Below are 16345 nucleotides of genomic sequence, written 5' to 3'. Positions count from 1 at the left end.
TCAATAACCGAGCTTGTGGGGCAGCCACAGCGCCAGCTGCGGGAAGGCAAGCACCGCCACCAGCACCAGGAACATCGCGCCCAGCAGCCACACCACCCAGCGCACCGTGGACTCCATCGGCACGCGCGCGATGCGGCAGGAAACCATCAGGTTCACCGCCAGCGGCGGGGTGAACTGGCCCAGCGCCACCTTCAGCGTCAGGATCACGCCGAACCACACCGGGTCCCAGCCGTAGGCGTTGGCGATCGGCATGAGCAGCGGCACGAAGATCAGGAAGATGGAGATGCCGTCCAGGAACATGCCCACGGTCATGAGCAGCAGGATCAGCAGCGCCAGCACGCCCCATTCGCCGAGGCCGGAATTGACGATGGCGTGCGTGACGGGATCGATGATGCTGAGCGTGGACAGGGCCCACGCGAAGATGCCGGCCAGCGTCACCACCAGCATGATGACGGCGGACAGTTCGGCGGCTTCGCGCAAAATGGTGAAGAGGTCGCGCAGCTTGATGCTGCGGTGGATGCACATGCCCACGAACAGCCCGTAGAACACCGCCACCACGGCGGCCTCGGTGGGCGTGAACCAGCCCATGCGCATCCCGCCCAGGATCAGCACCGGCGCGGCCAGGCCCCACGAGGCCTCGCGCAGGCTGGCCCAGAACGGCGGGCGTGGCAGATGCGCCTCGAGCGCGCCCATCTTGTGCTTGCGCGCCAGCCACACCGCCGGAATGATCAGCGCCAGGCCGGCCAGGACGCCGGGCACCATGCCGGCGGCGAACAGCGCCGGCACCGAGGCGCCGGGCACCAGCACCGAATAGATGATGAAGGCCACCGAGGGCGGGATCAGGATGTCGGTGGCGGCGCCGGCGGCCACCACCGAGGCCGAGAACGAACCCGGATAGCCGGCGCGCGACATGGCGGTGATCATCACCGCGCCCACGGCGGCCGCGCAGGCCGGGCCGGAGCCGGAAATCCCGCCCAGGAACATGGCCACCGCGATCGACACCAGCGGCAGCATGCCCGGGCCGCGCCCGACGATGGCGATGGCGAAATCCACCAGCCGCTTGGCCACGCCGGAGCGGTCGAAGATCGACCCCACCAGCACGAACATGGGAATGGCCAGCAGCGGATACTTGGCCAGTCCGGCGTAGAAGTTCTGCGGCACCGTCAACAGCCCATACCAGGGCGTGTCCAGGTTGGACAGCACGATGGCCACGGTGCCGCCGATGCCCAGCGCCACGCCGACCGGCACGCCGATCAGCATGAGCACGATGAAGACGGTGAAGAGGACGCCCGCGATCATGGCTGGCCCCGGCTGGCGGAATCGGCCGCCACGGGGGCGCGCGCGATGCGGCGCAATATGCCGATGGTGCGCAGCGAGATCGCCGCGGCCATGACGGGCAGCCAGATCGAATACCACCAGGTCGGCACGCCGATGGCCGGCGAGGTCTCTTCGTAGATGTATTCGTCGGCCACCAGCTTGACCGACAGCACGGTCAGCAGCAGGAAGAACGCCAGCACGCAGCCGTTGGAGATCAGCGCCATGATGCGCTGGCGGCGCGGCGAACCCGAGTCGGCCAGGATCTCGATGCGGATGTGGTGGTTGCGCACGAAGGCCATGCTGCCGCCGGCCATGGTCAGCACGATCAGCAGGAACACCGAGATTTCTTCGGTCCAGGCGAAGGACTGGTCGGTGAAATAGCGCACCAGCACGTTCAGGAAGGTGATGATGGCCAGCGCCGCCAGCAGGATCACGGCCAGCCAGTCCTCGATGGCCAGCGGCACTTTTACGGCGGGATCGGGTTCTGCGGGGATGATCGGTTCTACGGGCTCGGCGGGGGCTTCGGGGCGGGACATGAGGCAACGGCCAGCGCGCGGGTAGGCGCTTTGCTTTTTATTTGTGGGGTCGCTGCATCCTACCGTTGCGCCGTGGGCGCGATAGTTCGTGTTTTCCCGCGGTGCGGGATGGACGCAACATGGTGCGTCGCAGCATAAATTTCCGGACCAGGCCTCCAGGATGGCAGGTAAACGGGGACTGCATAAGGAAATGCGCGTAGATATTGCCATGCACCATCTTCGTGCATGGGCGGCGGAATTCTTTTGTAACCTCGGCCGCCGGCGGCGCCTGAACGGACCGGTTGCAGCGCGGCTCCGGGAAAACCCCCTAAACGGGTAAAATCGCTTTTTGCTCCTTCTACCTTATACGGCGCCCGCATCGTGTCCCTAGTTCAGCATCTGCCTGGTTCCTCCGTCCTGTCCTCTTTCCGTCGCGATCGCCTGCTGGCGCAGCTGAAGGAAGCCGGCCTGCCGGTGGCCGACATATCCGCCCGCTACGAGCACTTCGTCAGCACCGACGCCGCACTCACGGCCGAGCAACAGAACCAGCTTGCCCAACTGCTGGACTACGGCACACCGGCCACGGGCGAGGCGCCGGCCAAGAGCCTGGCGCTGCTGGTCATTCCCCGCCTGGGCACGATTTCGCCGTGGGCCAGCAAGGCCACCGACATCGCCCACAACTGCGGCCTGACGGCCGTGCACCGCATCGAGCGCGGCGTGCGCTACGTGATCACGCCCGAACGCGGCCTGCTGGGCGCCAAGTCCTTCGACGAAGCCATGCTGGCGCGCGCCGCCGACTGTCTGCACGACCGCATGACCGAAACCGTGGTGGACGCCAGCTTCGACGGCCAGGCGCTGTTCCAGCCGCTGGCCGGCAAGCCCATGCGCACGGTGGACGTGCAGGCGCGCGGCGCCCAGGCGCTGGTCGAGGCCAACGCCACGCTCGGCCTGGCCCTGTCCGACGACGAAATCGAATACCTGGCCAAGTCCTTCGGCGACCTGGGGCGCGACCCCACCGACGTGGAACTGATGATGTTCGCCCAGGCCAACAGCGAACACTGCCGCCACAAGATCTTCAACGCCCAGTGGGTGATCGACGGCCAGGCGCAGCCCAACACGCTGTTCGGCATGATCCGCGCCACGCACAAGGCGCAGCCGGCCGGCACGGTCGTGGCCTATTCCGACAACGCCGCCATCATGGAAGGCGGCCCCGCGCAGCGCTTCCAGGCCGGCGTGCCGGGCGTGACGGGCGAGGGCGCGGAAGGCGCCAAATACATCCGCCGCGACACCGTCGTGCACACGCTGATGAAGGTGGAAACGCATAACCACCCGACCGCGATCGCGCCGTTCCCGGGCGCTTCCACCGGCGCCGGCGGCGAGATCCGCGACGAAGGCGCCACCGGCCGCGGCTCCAAGCCCAAGGCCGGCCTGACCGGCTTCACGGTCTCGCACCTGCGCTTCGACGACGCGCTGCAGCCCTGGGAAGCCGATCACCACGGCCTGCCCGATCGCATCGCCTCGCCGCTGTCCATCATGATCGACGGCCCCATCGGCGGCGCCGCCTTCAACAACGAATTCGGCCGTCCCAACCTGCTGGGCTACTTCCGCTCGTTCGAGCAGACCGCCGGCGGCACCCGCTGGGGCTACCACAAGCCCATCATGATCGCCGGCGGCCTGGGCAGCATCGACGCCGGCCTGACGCACAAGGAAGTCATTCCCCCCGGCGCGCTGCTGATCCAGCTGGGCGGCCCGGGTTTCCGCATCGGCATGGGCGGCGGCGCCGCCTCCAGCATCAGCATGGGCAGCAACTCGGCCGAGCTGGACTTCGACTCCGTGCAGCGCGGCAACCCCGAGATCGAGCGCCGCGCCCAGGAAGTCATCGACCGCTGCTGGCAGCAGGGCGACAAGAATCCCATCATCGCCATCCATGACGTGGGCGCGGGCGGCCTATCCAACGCCTTCCCCGAGCTGGTCAACGACGCCGGCCGCGGCGCCATCTTCGACCTGAAGCGCGTGCCGCTGGAAGAATCCGGCCTGTCGCCCGCCGAAATCTGGAGCAATGAATCGCAGGAGCGCTACGTCCTGTCGATCCTGCCGCAAGACCTCGACCGCTTCGACGCCATCGCGCGCCGCGAACGCTGCCCGTACGCGGTGGTGGGCGTGGCCACCGAAGAGCGCCAGCTGCGCGTGGTCGACGGCGAAGGCCTGCCCGGCCTGGACACGATCCGTCCGCAAGGCGAGGCCGAGGTGCGTCCGGTGGACGTGCCGATCGACGTGATCCTGGGCAAGCCGCCGCGCATGACGCGCGAGGTGACGCGCCTGCCCGGCGTGTCCGCGCCGCTGGACCTGGCCGGCATCGACCTGACTGACGCCGCCTACCGCGTGCTGCGCCACCCCACCGTGGCCAACAAGACCTTCCTCATCACCATCGGCGACCGCACCGTGGGCGGGCTGTCCAGCCGCGACCAGATGGTCGGCCCCTGGCAGGTGCCGGTGGCCGATTGCGCCGTGACGCTGGCCGACTACGAAGGCTTCCGCGGCGAAGCGATGTCCATGGGCGAGCGCACCCCGATCGCCATGCTGGACGCGCCGGCCTCGGGCCGCATGGCCGTGGCCGAGGCCCTGACCAACCTGGCCGCCGCCGACGTGGCGCGCCTGGAAGATATCAAGCTGTCGGCCAACTGGATGGCCGCCTGCGGCGTGGACGGCCAGGACGCGGCGCTGTACGACACGGTGTCCGCCGTCAGCGAGCTGTGCCAGGCGACCGGCCTGTCGATTCCGGTCGGCAAGGATTCGCTGTCCATGAAGACCTCGTGGCAGCAGGACGGCGAGCAGCGCCAGGTGGTGGCGCCGGTTTCGCTGGTGGTCACGGCCTTCGCGCCGGTGGCCGACGTGCGCGCCAGCCTCACGCCGCAGCTGCGCACCGACGCCGGCGACAGCGTGCTGATCCTGATCGACCTGGGGCGCGGACGCCATCGCATGGGCGGCTCGATCCTGGCGCAGGTCTATAACCAGGTCGGCGAGACCGTGCCGGACATCGACGCGCCGCAGGACCTGCGCGCCTTCTTCGTCACCATCCGCACGCTGGCCGAAGCCGGCACCATCCTGTCCTACCACGACCGCTCCGACGGCGGCCTGTTCGCGACCCTGGTGGAAATGGCCTTCGCCGGCCGCACCGGCATCTCGGTCAACCTGGACATGCTGACCTTCGATCCGCAATCGGCGGATTGGGGCGACTTCAAGATCCGCCCCGAGCAGGTGGCGGTGCAGCGCGACGAACTCACGCTCAAGGCGCTGTTCTCGGAAGAGGCGGGCGCCGTGATCCAGGTGCCGGCCTCGCAGCGCGACGCCGTCATGCAGGTGCTGCGCGGCGCGGGCCTGTCGGCCCACTCGCACGTCATCGGCGGCCTGAACGGCGCCGACGAAGTGGAGTTCTACCGCGACGGCAAGAAGGTCTGGGGCCAGCCGCGCGCCGACCTCGGCCGCGCCTGGAGCGAAGTCTCCTACCGCATCATGGCGCGCCGCGACAACCCGGCCTGCGCCCAGGCCGAACTGGACGTCTGGAACGATACCCAGGACCCGGGCATGAGCCCCAGCGTGGCCTTCGACCCGCAGGAAGACGTGGCCGCGCCGTTCATCAACACCGGCAAGCGCCCGCGCGTAGCCATCCTGCGCGAGCAGGGCTGCAACAGCCAGGTGGAAATGGCCTGGGCCTTCGACACCGCCGGCTTCGAGGCCATCGACGTGCACATGACCGACCTGCTGTCGGGCCGTGTGGACCTGGCGCAGGCGCAGGGCCTGGTGGCCGTGGGCGGCTTCAGCTACGGCGACGTGCTGGGCGCCGGCGAAGGCTGGGCGCGCACCATCCGCTTCAACAGCAAGCTGTCGGATCAGTTCGCCGCGTACTTCGCGCGCCCCGACACCTTTGCGCTGGGCGTGTGCAACGGCTGCCAGATGATGGCCGCGCTGGCGCCCATGATCCCGGGCGCCGAATTCTGGCCGCGCTTCACGCGCAACCAGTCGGAAAAGTACGAGGCGCGGCTGTCCATGCTGGAAGTGGCCAAGTCGCCGTCGATCTTCTTCGCCGGCATGGAAGGCGCGCGCGTGCCGGTCGCCGTGGCCCACGGCGAGGGCTATGCCGACTTCTCGCAGCAGGGCGACGCCGCCCGTGTGCTGGCCGCCGCGCGCTATATCGACAACCGCGGCCAAGCCACCGAAGCCTATCCGTTCAACCCCAACGGCAGCCCCGGCGGCCTGACCGCGGTCACCACCGCCGACGGCCGCTTCACGGTCATGATGCCGCACCCCGAGCGCGTGACCCGCAACGTCATGATGTCGTGGGCGCCCGAGAAGTGGGGCGCGGCCGACGCCGGCGGCGCGTTCAGCCCGTGGATGCGCATGTTCCGCAATGCCCGCGTCTGGCTCGCCTGATGGGTTCCGCGCGTTGGGGATCTGGGTTCTGGCCCGGGTCTCCGCGCGCTGCACCCATCCTACGACGCACGCTTCAACGACTTCATGAACCGCTGCGCGCGCGTGACTGCGTCCTGCGCCTCGGCGGCCAGCGCGGCCACGAAGCGCTGGGCCGCCAGGCTGAGCGGGCGACGCGGATGATTCACCACCACCAATTGGCGCTGCATGTCGGCGTGGATGCGTCGCACCGACAGGGCGCCGGCGTCCAGTTCGTGCGCGATGGCGCTGACCGGCAGGATGGTGGCCCAGGCGCCTGACTTCACCAGCTCCAGCGTCGGGGTCAGCGCGTCCATTTCCAGGCGCGGGCGCGCGGCCGCGCCGCGTTTCTTCAGCACCGGATCGATGATGGCGCGCAGGCCCTGACCCAGCGACGGCACGATCAGCGCGTCGATCGACAGGTCCTTGAATTCGACGTTGCGCAGCGGGCTGCCGGCTGCGGTCACCAGCACCAGTTCCTCGCTGACCAGCGGACGCATCTCCAGGCTGCGCACCGGCTGGATCAGGTTGACGATGGCCACGTCCAGCTCGCCGGCGTCTAGGCGCTCGACCAGCCCCGCGCTATAGGCCTCGGTCAGCCGGATCGTGACGTCGCGGTTCTCGGCGCTGTAGAGCGAGAGCGCGCGCGGCACGATGCTGGCGCCCAGCGACGGCACCGTGCCCACCCGTATCAATCCCGACGTGCCGCCGCTCAGGTCCAGCATGCGCTGGCGCACGCTTTCCACTTCCTTCGACAGCGGCAGCAGCATCTTGTACAGATCCACCCCCGCGGCCGTGGGCGTGACGCCGCGGCTGGAGCGTTCGAACAGCTGAACCTTCAAGGTCTTTTCCAGCTTGGCCAGCTGCGTGCTCAGCGCGGACTGGACGATGCCCAGCTCGGCGGCGGCGCGCGTCATGCCGCCGTTGCGGTACAGGCAGAGAAAACACTCGATCTGGCGTAAATCCATGGTGCGCGGGAGGGGCGGGCGATACCGGATTATAGGGATCGGAAACCGGCGCCGAATGTCGGGCTAGGGGTAAACGATATGAAAAAAATAGATCGTAGGTGAATATATTATTAAAAACAGAGATGGCTTTGGCGATCCTGCGGCAAGGCCGACACAGCAAGGAGACAAGACGTGGAAACCAGTACGAAAGTGTTAGGTGCCGTCGCGTTGGCGGTAGTCGGCATCTGCGGGACGGGAGCGGCAAGCGCCCAGGGCGACACGGTGAAGATCGCCTTCGTCACGGACATGAGCGGTCCTTATTCGGACTTCGACGGCGTCGGCGGCCTGGACGCGATCCGCATGGCGGTGGCGGACTTCGGCGGCAAGGTGCTGGGCAAGCCGATAGAAGTGCTGGCGTCCGACCACCAGAACCGCGCCGACATCGCGTCGAACCGGGCTCGCCAGTGGTGGGACCAGGACAAGGTCGACCTGGTGATAGGCGGCTCCAACTCGTCGGCCTCGCTGGCCATCAGCACCATCGCGGCCGAGAAGAAAAAGGTCTTCATCAGCGCCGGCGCGGGCGCCGACAGCCTGACCGAGGAGGCCTGCAACGCCTACACGGTGCGGTACACCTATTCGACCTCGGCGCAGGCCCGCGGCACGGCGGCGGCCATGGTGGCGCAGGGCGGCAAGAGCTGGTTCATGCTGACCGCCGATTACGCATTCGGCTATTCGCTGGAGAAGGCCAGCATGGACGTGGTGCAGGCCAACGGCGGTTCTGTTTCCGGCACCACCCGCCATCCGCTCAATACTTCGGATTTCTCGTCCTACCTGATGAAGGCCCAGGCCTCCAAGGCGCAGGTGCTGGGCCTGGCCAACGGCGGCGGCGACCTGATCAATTCGATCAAGACGGCCAAGGAATTCGGCGTGAGCGACCAGATGCGCCTGGCCGGCCTGATGGTGTTCATCACCGACATCCACAGCCTGGGCCTGGACACCACGGCCGGCATGTACCTCACCGACGGCTGGTACTGGGATCTCGACGAACGCTCGCGCGCGTTCAGCAAGCGCTTCCACGAGCGCAACAAGAAAATGCCCACCACCTTCCAGGCGGGCGACTATTCCGCCACCACCACCTACCTGAAGGCGGTGGAGCGCGCCGGCACCACCGACTCGGACGCGGTCATGAACGCGCTGAAGTCCATGCAGATCGACGACATGTTCACCAAGGGCTATATCCGGGCCGACGGCGCCATGGTCCACGACATGTACCTGATGCAGGTCAAGTCGCCCTCGGCCTCCAAGGGCGAGTGGGACTACTACCGGAAAGTGGCCACCATCCCGGGCGAAGAGGCCTATGCGCCGACCAAGCCCGGCGTGTGCAAGCTGCAGGCAAAGATCTGAATTCCCATCCCTTACCGGAGGCAGGCAATCATGGCGGAAAGTTGGCCCGAGCTGGTTTATCGGAACTTGAAGGAAGCCGGCATTACGCAAATGGCGTACGTGCCCGACGCCGGGCACGGCCGGCTGATCAAGCTGTTCGAGGCGGACCCCGACGTGGAAGCGATTTCGCTCACCACCGAAGAAGAAGGCGTGGCCATGCTGGGCGGGGCCTGGCTGGGCGGGGCCAAGGGCGTGCTGCTGATGCAGTCCAGCGGCGTGGGCAACTGCATCAATATGCTGGCGTTGACGCAGGAGTGCCGCATGCCCTTGCTGTGCCTGGTCACCATGCGCGGCGAATGGGGCGAGTTCAATCCCTGGCAATGTCCCATGGGCCAGTCGGCCGTGGCGGCGCTGGAAGCGGCGGGCGTCTACGTGCAGCGCGTCGACCGCGGCGAGGACGCGCCCGAAACGGTGCGGGCGGCCAGCCTGCTCGCGTTCAATTCGAACCGGGCGGTGGCCGTGGTGATTTCCCAGCGCGTGCTGGGCATCAAGAACTTCAGCAAGTAGGACGGGACCATGCAGATGAACGCGACGGCGACGATGAACCGGCGGGCGGCGGTGGCCCGCATACTCGACAGGCGCGGCGACGCGCTGGTGGTGGCCAGCCTGGGCAATCCCACATACGACACGTCGGCCGCGGGCGACGACGAGCGCAATTTCTACGTCTGGGGCGCGATGGGCGGGGCCTGCATGGTGGCCTTCGGCCTGGCGCTGGCGCAGCCCGGCCGGCAGGTGCTGGCCTTCGTCGGCGACGGCGAAATGATGATGGGCCTGGGCTCGCTCGCCACCATAGGGGTGCGCGCGCCCTCGAACCTGAAGATCATCGTGATCGACAACGAGCACTACGGCGAGACCGGCATGCAGCCGGCGCATTCCGGGCGCGGCGTGGACATCGCCGGCGTGGCGCGCGCCTGCGGCATCGCGGACGCGGCCACGGTGCGCAGCGAGGCGGAGCTGTCGGACCGCATTCCGGCCCTGCGCGAACCGGGCCTGCAATGCCTGGTGTTAAAAGTGTCTTCGGCGCCCGAGCCCGGCAGCCTGCCGCCGCGCGACGGTCCCTATCTCCGGTCGCGCTTTCGCGAGGCGGTGCTGGGCAAGGGCAAGGGCGGCCACGCGTGAAACGATCAAAGACCATAACTAGGAGCAGACAGTGACGCAGAAAGCAAACTACATCGGCGGCGCCTGGGTGGAAGGCCCCGATGCGATCGAGAACCTCAACCCGGCGGACCCCGCGGACGTGATCGGCCTGTACGCCAGCGCCGACCAGGCGCAGATGCGCCAGGCGGTGCAGGCCGCGCGCGACGCGGCGCCCGCCTGGGAGCGCAGCAGCACGCAGCTGCGCAGCGACATCCTGTTCCGCGCGGCCAACGAGATCCTGGCGCGCAAGGAAGAGCTGGGCGCCCTGGTCTCGCGCGAGGCCGGCAAGACCCTGGCCGACGGAGTGGGCGAGGTGATGCGCGCCGGACAGGTGTTCCAGTTCTTCGCCGGCGAGGCGGTGCGCTACGGCGGCGAAAACCTGCCCTCCGTGCGCCCGGACATCGGCGTGCAGATCAGCCGCCATCCGGTGGGCGTGGTGTCCATGATCACGCCCTGGAATTTTCCCATCGCGATCCCGGCCTGGAAGATCGCGCCGGCCCTGGCCTTCGGCAACACGGTGGTGCTCAAGCCTTCCGAACACACGCCCGGCGCGGCCTGGGAACTGTTCGCCATCCTGGAGCGCGCCGGCCTGCCGGCGGGCGTGGCCAACCTGGTCAACGGCTACGGCGCGGCGGCGGGCCAGACGCTGCTCGACGGCGCAGACGCCGTGAGCTTCACCGGCAGCGTGGCCACCGGCCGCAAGATCGCCGCCGGCGCCAGCGAACGCATGATGCGGGTGCAGCTGGAGATGGGCGGCAAGAATCCGCTGGTGGTGCTGGACGACGCGGACCTGGACGTGGCGGTGGAGTGCGCGCTCAACGGCGCCTTCTATTCGGCCGGCCAGCGCTGCACCGCGTCCAGCCGGCTGATCGTGGCCGACGGCATCCACGACCGCTTCGTGCAGGCCCTGACCGACAGGATGCGCAAGCTGGTGGTGGGCGATCCGCGCACCGCCGGCACGCAGATCGGCCCGGTCATCAACGCCGCCCAGCTGGAGAAGATCCTGGGCTACATCGAGCTGGGCCGCAGCGAGGGCGCCACCCTGGCCGAAGGCGGCAAGCGCGCCGAGGCGGCCACGGCCGGCCATTTCCTGCGTCCGACCCTGTTCACCGAAAGCAGCAACGCCATGCGCATCAACCAGGAGGAGATCTTCGGCCCGGTGGCCGCGGTGATCCGGGTGTCGGGCTACGACGAGGCGCTGCAGGTCGCCAACGACACGGCTTTCGGCCTGTCCTCGGGCATCTGCACCACCTCGCTCAAGCACGCCAACCACTTCCGGCTGAACGTGCGCAGCGGCCTGACCATGGTGAACCTGCCCACCGCCGGCCTGGACTACCACGTGCCCTTCGGCGGCGTGAAGGCGTCGAGCTTCGGCCCGCGCGAACAGGGCCGCTACGCCGTGGACTTCTACACCTCGACCAAGACGGCCTACATCGGCTATTGAGCAACCGCGCGACACGATCGGCGCTCGAACGCCGACAGAGAGGAGACTGGCATGGAAAAAATCGGTTTCATCGGCTTGGGACGCATGGGCAAGTCCATGGCGCTGAACCTGCGCAAGGCGGGGTTCGAGCTCGTGGTCCTGGACATCAACCGGCAGGCCATGGAGGAGCTGGCGGCGGCCGGCGCCGCCCAGGGCAAGGACGTGGCCGACGTGGCGCGGCGCTGCGCGGTCATCATCACGATGCTGCCCTCGTCCAAGGAGGTCGAGCAGGTGGCGCTGGGCGAGGGCGGGATCTTCGCCAACGCCGCCCGCGGCAGCGTGCTGATGGACATGAGCACGATCGATCCGCTGGCCACCGACCGCCTGCAGGAACAGGCGCAGGCCCACGGCATGACGGTGGTGGACGCGCCCGTCGGGCGCCTGGCCGAACATGCCGACCGCGGCGAATCGCTCTTCATGGTGGGCGCCGGCGATGCCGATTTCGAGCGCGTCAAGCCGCTGCTCGACGCCATGGGCACCACCACCTACCACTGCGGCCCGGTGGGCGCGGGCGGGCGCACCAAGCTGGTCAACAACTACGTCGCGGTCACGCTGTGCCAGGTCAACGCCGAGGCGCTGGCGCTGTCGCAGCGCTTCGGCCTGGACATCACCAAGACCCTGCAGGTGCTCTACGGCACGTCCGCTTCCAACGGCCAGCTGCGCATGAACTTCCCCAACAAGGTGCTGGTTGGCGACACCACGCCCGGATTCACCATCGACCTGGCGCACAAGGATATGTCCCTGGTGGTCGGCGCCGCGCACGCCGCCAAGGTGCCGATGCCGGTCGCCGCGGCCGTGCATGAGTCGTTCAGCCTGGCGCGCGCCGGCGAATTCGGCGGGATCGACTTCTCCGGCATCGCCGACGCCATCTGCCATTTCGCGCAGATCGACAAGCCGCGCGTGCCGCAAGGGTGGAAGCCGGCCTGAACGGCGCGCCGGAAGGGGGGGAGGATATGTAACTCAATGAGATATTTAACTTTTCATTGCAGTGCGCCGTTATAGGGGAAGCTTTACGCAACCCCCCGGAGTTCCTCCCCCTCATGTTCAAGAATTTAAGTATCCGCGCGGTCTTGACGACCGCTTTAGTCGTTTTCTTCACGCTTTTCCTGGTGACCGGCATCGCGGTCTACCAGCAGCTCACCTCCAACCGCAACTCCATCGAACGCCTGCTGGAAACCAACCTGGTCCGCGCCAACGCCGTGGACGGCGCCGCCAGCGAGCTGCTGCGCGCCCGGCTGGTGCTGGTCGCCGCGCAGACCGCGCTGATGGAAGGCAAGCGCATCGACAACCTGGCCAGCATGCAGCGGCTGGACCGCTACACCAAAGAGGCCGCCGACCTGATCCAGACCGCGCGCCAGACGCCCGAGACCACGGCCGAAGGCAAGCCGCTGTTCGACGCCGCGCTGGCGGCCTATGACGTCTACCACCGCGACGCCATCGTGCCCATGATCGCGGCCATCCGCGCCGGCAACGCCCAGGAGGCTGGCCGCCTGAACCTGGAAAAAGTCACGCCGCTGGGCCTGAATTTCACCGCCGCCATCCAGAAATACCTGGATTACGCCGACGAGGTCGGCCAGCGCGTGGCGCGCGAGGCCTCGGCCCGCATCAACGGCGCCATCGCGCTGCTGATCGGCCTGCTGGCCGTGGTGGGCGTGCTGGTGGTGGGCCTGTACGTGGTGTTCGCGCGCGCGGTGTTCCGCCCGCTGCACGAGGCCGGCCGCCTGTTCGACCGCATCGCCGCGGGCGACCTGACCAACCGCATCGAGCAGCGCGGCAACAATGAAATCGGCGCGCTGTACGGCACCGTCAAGCGCATGCAGGACAGCCTGGCGCGCACCGTGTCGGCCGTGCGCCTGGGCGTCGAGGAAATCCATACCGGCGCGCGCGAGATCGCCGCCGGCAACATCGACCTGTCCTCGCGCACCGAGCAGCAGGCCGCGTCGCTGGAGGAAACCGCCGCCAGCATGGACGAACTCTCGTCCACCGTGCGCAACAACGCCGAAAGCTCGCGCAGCGCCTCGGAACTGGCCACGGCCGCTTCCGAAGTGGCCGCGCGCGGCGGACGCGCCGTGGGCGACGTGGTCGGCACCATGCGCGGCATCGCCGACAGCTCCAACCGCATCGCCGACATCGTCGGCGTGATCGACGGCATCGCCTTCCAGACCAACATCCTGGCGCTGAACGCCGCGGTGGAAGCCGCGCGCGCCGGCGAGCAGGGCAAGGGCTTCGCGGTCGTGGCCAGCGAAGTGCGCGCGCTGGCCCAGCGCAGCGCCGCCGCCGCCAAGGAAATCAAGGGATTGATCGACGATTCGGTGCAGAAGGTGTCGGTCGGCTCGGACCAGGTGGAGGCCGCCGGCGCCACCATGCAGGAGATCGTGAGTTCGGTGCGCCGGGTGACGGACATCATCAACGAGATCTCCAGCGCGTCCGAGGAACAGTCGCAAGGCATCCAGCAGGTCAACCAGGCGGTGTCGCAGATGGACAGCGTGACGCAGCAGAACGCGGCGCTGGTCGAGCAGGCCGCCGCGTCCGCCGCCTCGCTGGAAACCCAGGCCCAGCGCCTGCGCGAGGCCGTGGCGGTGTTCAAGCTGCAGGCCGGCCGCGTGATCGACGCCGAGGCGCCGGCCGTGGGCCGCAGCGCCGAGCCGGCGCTGCTGGGGGCCTGAGTCCTTACTGATCCAGCTGAATGCTGGCGTCGGCCGCGACGTTCTTCCACTTCTTCACGTCGCGGGCGATCAGGGCCTGGAAGTCCTCGGACGTGCCGGCCACGACCGTGCCGCCCAGGCTGGCCATCTTGGCCTTGACCTGCGGGTCGTTCAGCGCCTTGACCGAGGCGTCGTGCAGCGCCTTCTTCACGTCGTCCGGCAGGCCCTTGGGCGCCAGCAGGCCGTTCCAGGCATTGGCTTCATAGCGCGGCAGGCCGGCTTCCTTGAACGTCGGCGTGTCGGGCAGCTCGGGCGAGCGCTGGTCCGCGGCGACCGCGATGGCGCGGATCTGGCCGCTCTTGATGTACGGCAGCGACGCCGGCAGCGGTTCCCAGATCATCGACACCTGGCCGCTGATCACGTCGGTGAAGGCCGGGCCGGCGCCGCGGTAGGCGATGTGCATGAGCCCGGCGCCGGTCATCGACTTCATCAGTTCCATGGCCAGGTTGCCCAGACCGCCCGCGCCCGACGAGGCGTAGGTGTACTTCTGCGGATCGGCCTTGGCCGCGGCGACCAGGCCCTGCAGGTCGGCCGCCGGAAAGTCCTTGGTGACGCTGAGCACGCCCGGCACGGTCACCAGCTGGGTGATGGCGGTGAAGTCCTGCGCGGCGTCGTAGCTCAGGTTCTTGTAGACCGCCGGGTTGGTGCCGTGGGTGCTGGACGAGGCCAGCAGCAGGATGTAGCCGTCGGGCGCCGAGTCGGCGACGAAGCGGGTGCCGATCGAGCCGCCCGCGCCGGCCTTGTTCTCCACCACCACGGTGGCGCCGAGTTCCGTGCCCAGCTGCGCGGCGAACACGCGGCCGATGATGTCGGCGGTGCCGCCGGGCGCGAACGGCACGATCATGCGGATCGGCTTGTCGGGATAGCCGCCGCCCGGCTGGGCCGCGGCCAGCGAGGCGCCGCTCATGAACGCCAGGGCGATCGCGATTTTCTTCAGTGTCATCAGTGTCTCCAGAGCAAGGTTAGTCGAGGCGTGCGAGCCAGTCGACGATGAGTTCGGCGATGCGGTCGCTGTTGCGGTCCAGCATGCAGAAATGCGAATTGCCGGCGATGCCGGCGGCGGGCAGGTCCAGCACGTCGGCGCGCTGGCCGGCCTGGCGCAGCGCGCGCCAATAGGCGTCGGTCTGGGCGCGGTAGCGCTGCCAGGCGGCGCTGGCGCCGAAGTGGTCGGCCCACACCAGCAGCTGCGGGGGCAGGGAGGCGGCCGCGGCGGCCGGCGTGCCGGTGGGCTCGACCGCCACCAGCGCGCGGATCGAACCGGAGTATTCGTGGGCCAGCTGCGTGGCGTAGCCGCCGCCCTGGCTGTGGCCGATGACGATGCAGGGGCCGGCCAGATCCAGCAGGCGGCGGTAGCCGTCCAGCGCCATGGCTTCGTGGCCCAGCCAGCGCGGCACGAACTGCTTGGCGAAGGTATCGAAGGCTTCCAGCGGAAACTGCTGCGCGGGGTGGGCGCGGCGCGCCGCGTAGCCGTCGGCCGGGCCGATGCGGAACAGGTGCCAGGCCTCTTCCTTGGAACGGAAGATCGGCGCCGATCCGTAGATCTGCGGAAACATCGTCCATGAGGCCCGGCCGCGTTCCGGCGCGTCGGCCACGAACACGTCGTAGCCGGCCTGCAGCAGACGCCACAGCCAGCCCTGGCGGCCGTCGGGCGTGCTTTCCCACTGCGCGCCCGTCATGCCGCCGCCGTGCCACAGCAGCACGGGGTAGGGGTGGCGGGGCCGCGCCAGCCGGTATTCCTGCGCGTAGAGCTGGCCGGCGCAATAGCTGCCGTTCATGTCGATCGGCCGCGGCGCGGCATTGCCCACGACAGGCTTGCTCAGCACCGGCAGGCCGTGGACCGCGGCGTCTTGGCCGCCCAGGAAATGGCTGCGCAGGGATTTCAGCAGGACAGGGGAGTCGGACATCGGCGCTTCCAGGAAAGATGCCGGAATGCTAGGGAAGGTCTGAAGAACTCGATTTCAAACATCCAAAAATCGACCTCATGACCAAAGTATTCAAAAATGGTTAAAAACTGCTCAAATCATCGCCACTTTCGGGTTGTTTGCACCCCGATCAGGCCCGTTTTCGGGCCTGTTGGCGCTTTTTGGGCGCACTTACCCTGCCACCGCCGTCAACGGGCGGCGTGCCATCCAGATATTGGACAGCGTAAACAACATTTTCAAATGCGCAGTGTTCTTGGCCAGTCCACGGAATCTGACTTTACGAAACCCGAATTGGCATTTGATGACACGAAACGGATGCTCAACCTTGGCTCGAAGACTGGATTTGGCCCGCTCAATGTTTTGCGTCAAACGATCAATTGCGCTGTTACCCAAGGCGCGCCGTTTGCCGGGGCGCATGGCAATGTGCCAG

General features: G+C 68.1%; 13 protein-coding genes and 1 pseudogene. 8 read left to right on the top strand and 6 right to left on the bottom strand.

Translation table 11 applies throughout. From position 1 onward, the window contains the following. On the bottom strand, positions 1-1299 hold the full coding sequence (locus C1I89_RS06800; RefSeq protein ID WP_102772038.1) for a TRAP transporter large permease: 1299 nt from the start codon (positions 1297-1299) through the stop codon (positions 1-3). Further along, the gene (locus tag C1I89_RS06795; protein WP_102772037.1) at positions 1296-1853 is read right to left on the bottom strand and encodes a TRAP transporter small permease; all 558 of its coding nucleotides are present in this window, start codon (positions 1851-1853) and stop codon (positions 1296-1298) included. Before C1I89_RS06795 ends, C1I89_RS06800 begins: the two co-directional genes overlap by 4 nt. Positions 1854-2213: 360 nt before the next feature. Here C1I89_RS06795 and purL point away from each other — a divergent pair, with 360 nt between their 5' ends. After that, positions 2214-6263 (top strand): phosphoribosylformylglycinamidine synthase, encoded by a 4050-nt coding sequence (gene purL / locus C1I89_RS06790; RefSeq protein WP_102772036.1) that lies wholly within the window; start codon positions 2214-2216, stop codon positions 6261-6263. A gap of 59 nt (positions 6264-6322) precedes the next feature. Here purL and C1I89_RS06785 read toward each other — a convergent pair whose 3' ends face one another. Continuing rightward, complete coding sequence (locus C1I89_RS06785) at positions 6323-7246, bottom strand: LysR family transcriptional regulator (protein WP_102772035.1); 924 nt, start codon at positions 7244-7246, stop codon at positions 6323-6325. 171 nt (positions 7247-7417) lie between these two features. Between C1I89_RS06785 and C1I89_RS06780 the strand changes: the two genes are divergently transcribed. The 7 genes and pseudogenes from C1I89_RS06780 (at position 7418) to C1I89_RS06755 (ending at position 13954) form a co-directional block, all read left to right on the top strand. After that, positions 7418-8629: an ABC transporter substrate-binding protein gene (locus C1I89_RS06780; protein WP_440130622.1), complete on the top strand. Its 1212-nt coding sequence runs from the start codon at positions 7418-7420 to the stop codon at positions 8627-8629. A 30-nt stretch (positions 8630-8659) separates the two neighbouring features. After that, on the top strand, positions 8660-9175 hold the full coding sequence (locus tag C1I89_RS06775; protein ID WP_102772034.1) for a thiamine pyrophosphate-binding protein: 516 nt from the start codon (positions 8660-8662) through the stop codon (positions 9173-9175). A 9-nt stretch (positions 9176-9184) separates the two neighbouring features. Then, on the top strand, positions 9185-9787 hold the full coding sequence (locus tag C1I89_RS06770) for a thiamine pyrophosphate-dependent enzyme (RefSeq protein WP_246842353.1): 603 nt from the start codon (positions 9185-9187) through the stop codon (positions 9785-9787). A gap of 31 nt (positions 9788-9818) precedes the next feature. Beyond that, positions 9819-11249, top strand: coding sequence for an aldehyde dehydrogenase family protein (locus tag C1I89_RS06765; RefSeq protein ID WP_102772033.1), 1431 nt, complete (start codon positions 9819-9821; stop codon positions 11247-11249). 45 nt (positions 11250-11294) lie between these two features. Beyond that, positions 11295-11774: pseudogene (locus C1I89_RS35150) on the top strand (NAD(P)-dependent oxidoreductase); the annotation flags it as partial. Continuing rightward, the gene (locus C1I89_RS35145; RefSeq protein WP_258231391.1) at positions 11760-12215 is read left to right on the top strand and encodes an NAD(P)-dependent oxidoreductase; all 456 of its coding nucleotides are present in this window, start codon (positions 11760-11762) and stop codon (positions 12213-12215) included. The pseudogene C1I89_RS35150 and the gene C1I89_RS35145, both read left to right, overlap by 15 nt. Before the next feature lie 113 nt (positions 12216-12328). Next, a complete protein-coding gene (locus tag C1I89_RS06755) occupies positions 12329-13954 on the top strand; it encodes a methyl-accepting chemotaxis protein (protein ID WP_102772031.1) in 1626 nt (541 codons plus the stop codon). A gap of 4 nt (positions 13955-13958) precedes the next feature. Here C1I89_RS06755 and C1I89_RS06750 read toward each other — a convergent pair whose 3' ends face one another. The 3 genes from C1I89_RS06750 to C1I89_RS06740 all read right to left on the bottom strand — a co-directional run. After that, entirely contained in the window at positions 13959-14936 is a 978-nt protein-coding gene (locus C1I89_RS06750) for a Bug family tripartite tricarboxylate transporter substrate binding protein (protein ID WP_102772030.1), read from the bottom strand. A 19-nt stretch (positions 14937-14955) separates the two neighbouring features. Then, a complete protein-coding gene (locus C1I89_RS06745) occupies positions 14956-15897 on the bottom strand; it encodes an alpha/beta fold hydrolase (protein ID WP_102772029.1) in 942 nt (313 codons plus the stop codon). Between the two features lie 189 nt (positions 15898-16086). After that, the coding region (locus C1I89_RS06740) for a transposase (RefSeq protein ID WP_258231363.1) at positions 16087-16345 on the bottom strand (259 nt) is incomplete at its 5' end.

It is taken from the genome of Achromobacter pulmonis, assembly GCF_002885955.2.
In the GTDB taxonomy this organism is placed as follows: domain Bacteria; phylum Pseudomonadota; class Gammaproteobacteria; order Burkholderiales; family Burkholderiaceae_B; genus Achromobacter; species Achromobacter pulmonis_A.
Note: the sequence above shows the minus strand (reverse complement) of the source record. Positions and strands in the feature narration are given on the sequence as shown.

Excerpts from the sequence above, each read along its gene's own strand:
- C1I89_RS06800 (WP_102772038.1), bottom strand. The coding sequence starts at position 1,299 with ATGATCGCGGGCGTCCTCTTCACCGTCTTCATCGTGCTCATGCTGATC.
- C1I89_RS06795 (WP_102772037.1), bottom strand. The coding sequence starts at position 1,853 with ATGTCCCGCCCCGAAGCCCCCGCCGAGCCCGTAGAACCGATCATCCCC.
- C1I89_RS06785 (WP_102772035.1), bottom strand. The coding sequence starts at position 7,246 with ATGGATTTACGCCAGATCGAGTGTTTTCTCTGCCTGTACCGCAACGGC.
- C1I89_RS06775 (WP_102772034.1), top strand. The coding sequence starts at position 8,660 with ATGGCGGAAAGTTGGCCCGAGCTGGTTTATCGGAACTTGAAGGAAGCC.
- C1I89_RS06770 (WP_246842353.1), top strand. The coding sequence starts at position 9,185 with ATGCAGATGAACGCGACGGCGACGATGAACCGGCGGGCGGCGGTGGCC.
- C1I89_RS35145 (WP_258231391.1), top strand. The coding sequence starts at position 11,760 with ATGGGCACCACCACCTACCACTGCGGCCCGGTGGGCGCGGGCGGGCGC.
- C1I89_RS06755 (WP_102772031.1), top strand. The coding sequence starts at position 12,329 with ATGTTCAAGAATTTAAGTATCCGCGCGGTCTTGACGACCGCTTTAGTC.
- C1I89_RS06750 (WP_102772030.1), bottom strand. The coding sequence starts at position 14,936 with ATGACACTGAAGAAAATCGCGATCGCCCTGGCGTTCATGAGCGGCGCC.
- C1I89_RS06745 (WP_102772029.1), bottom strand. The coding sequence starts at position 15,897 with ATGTCCGACTCCCCTGTCCTGCTGAAATCCCTGCGCAGCCATTTCCTG.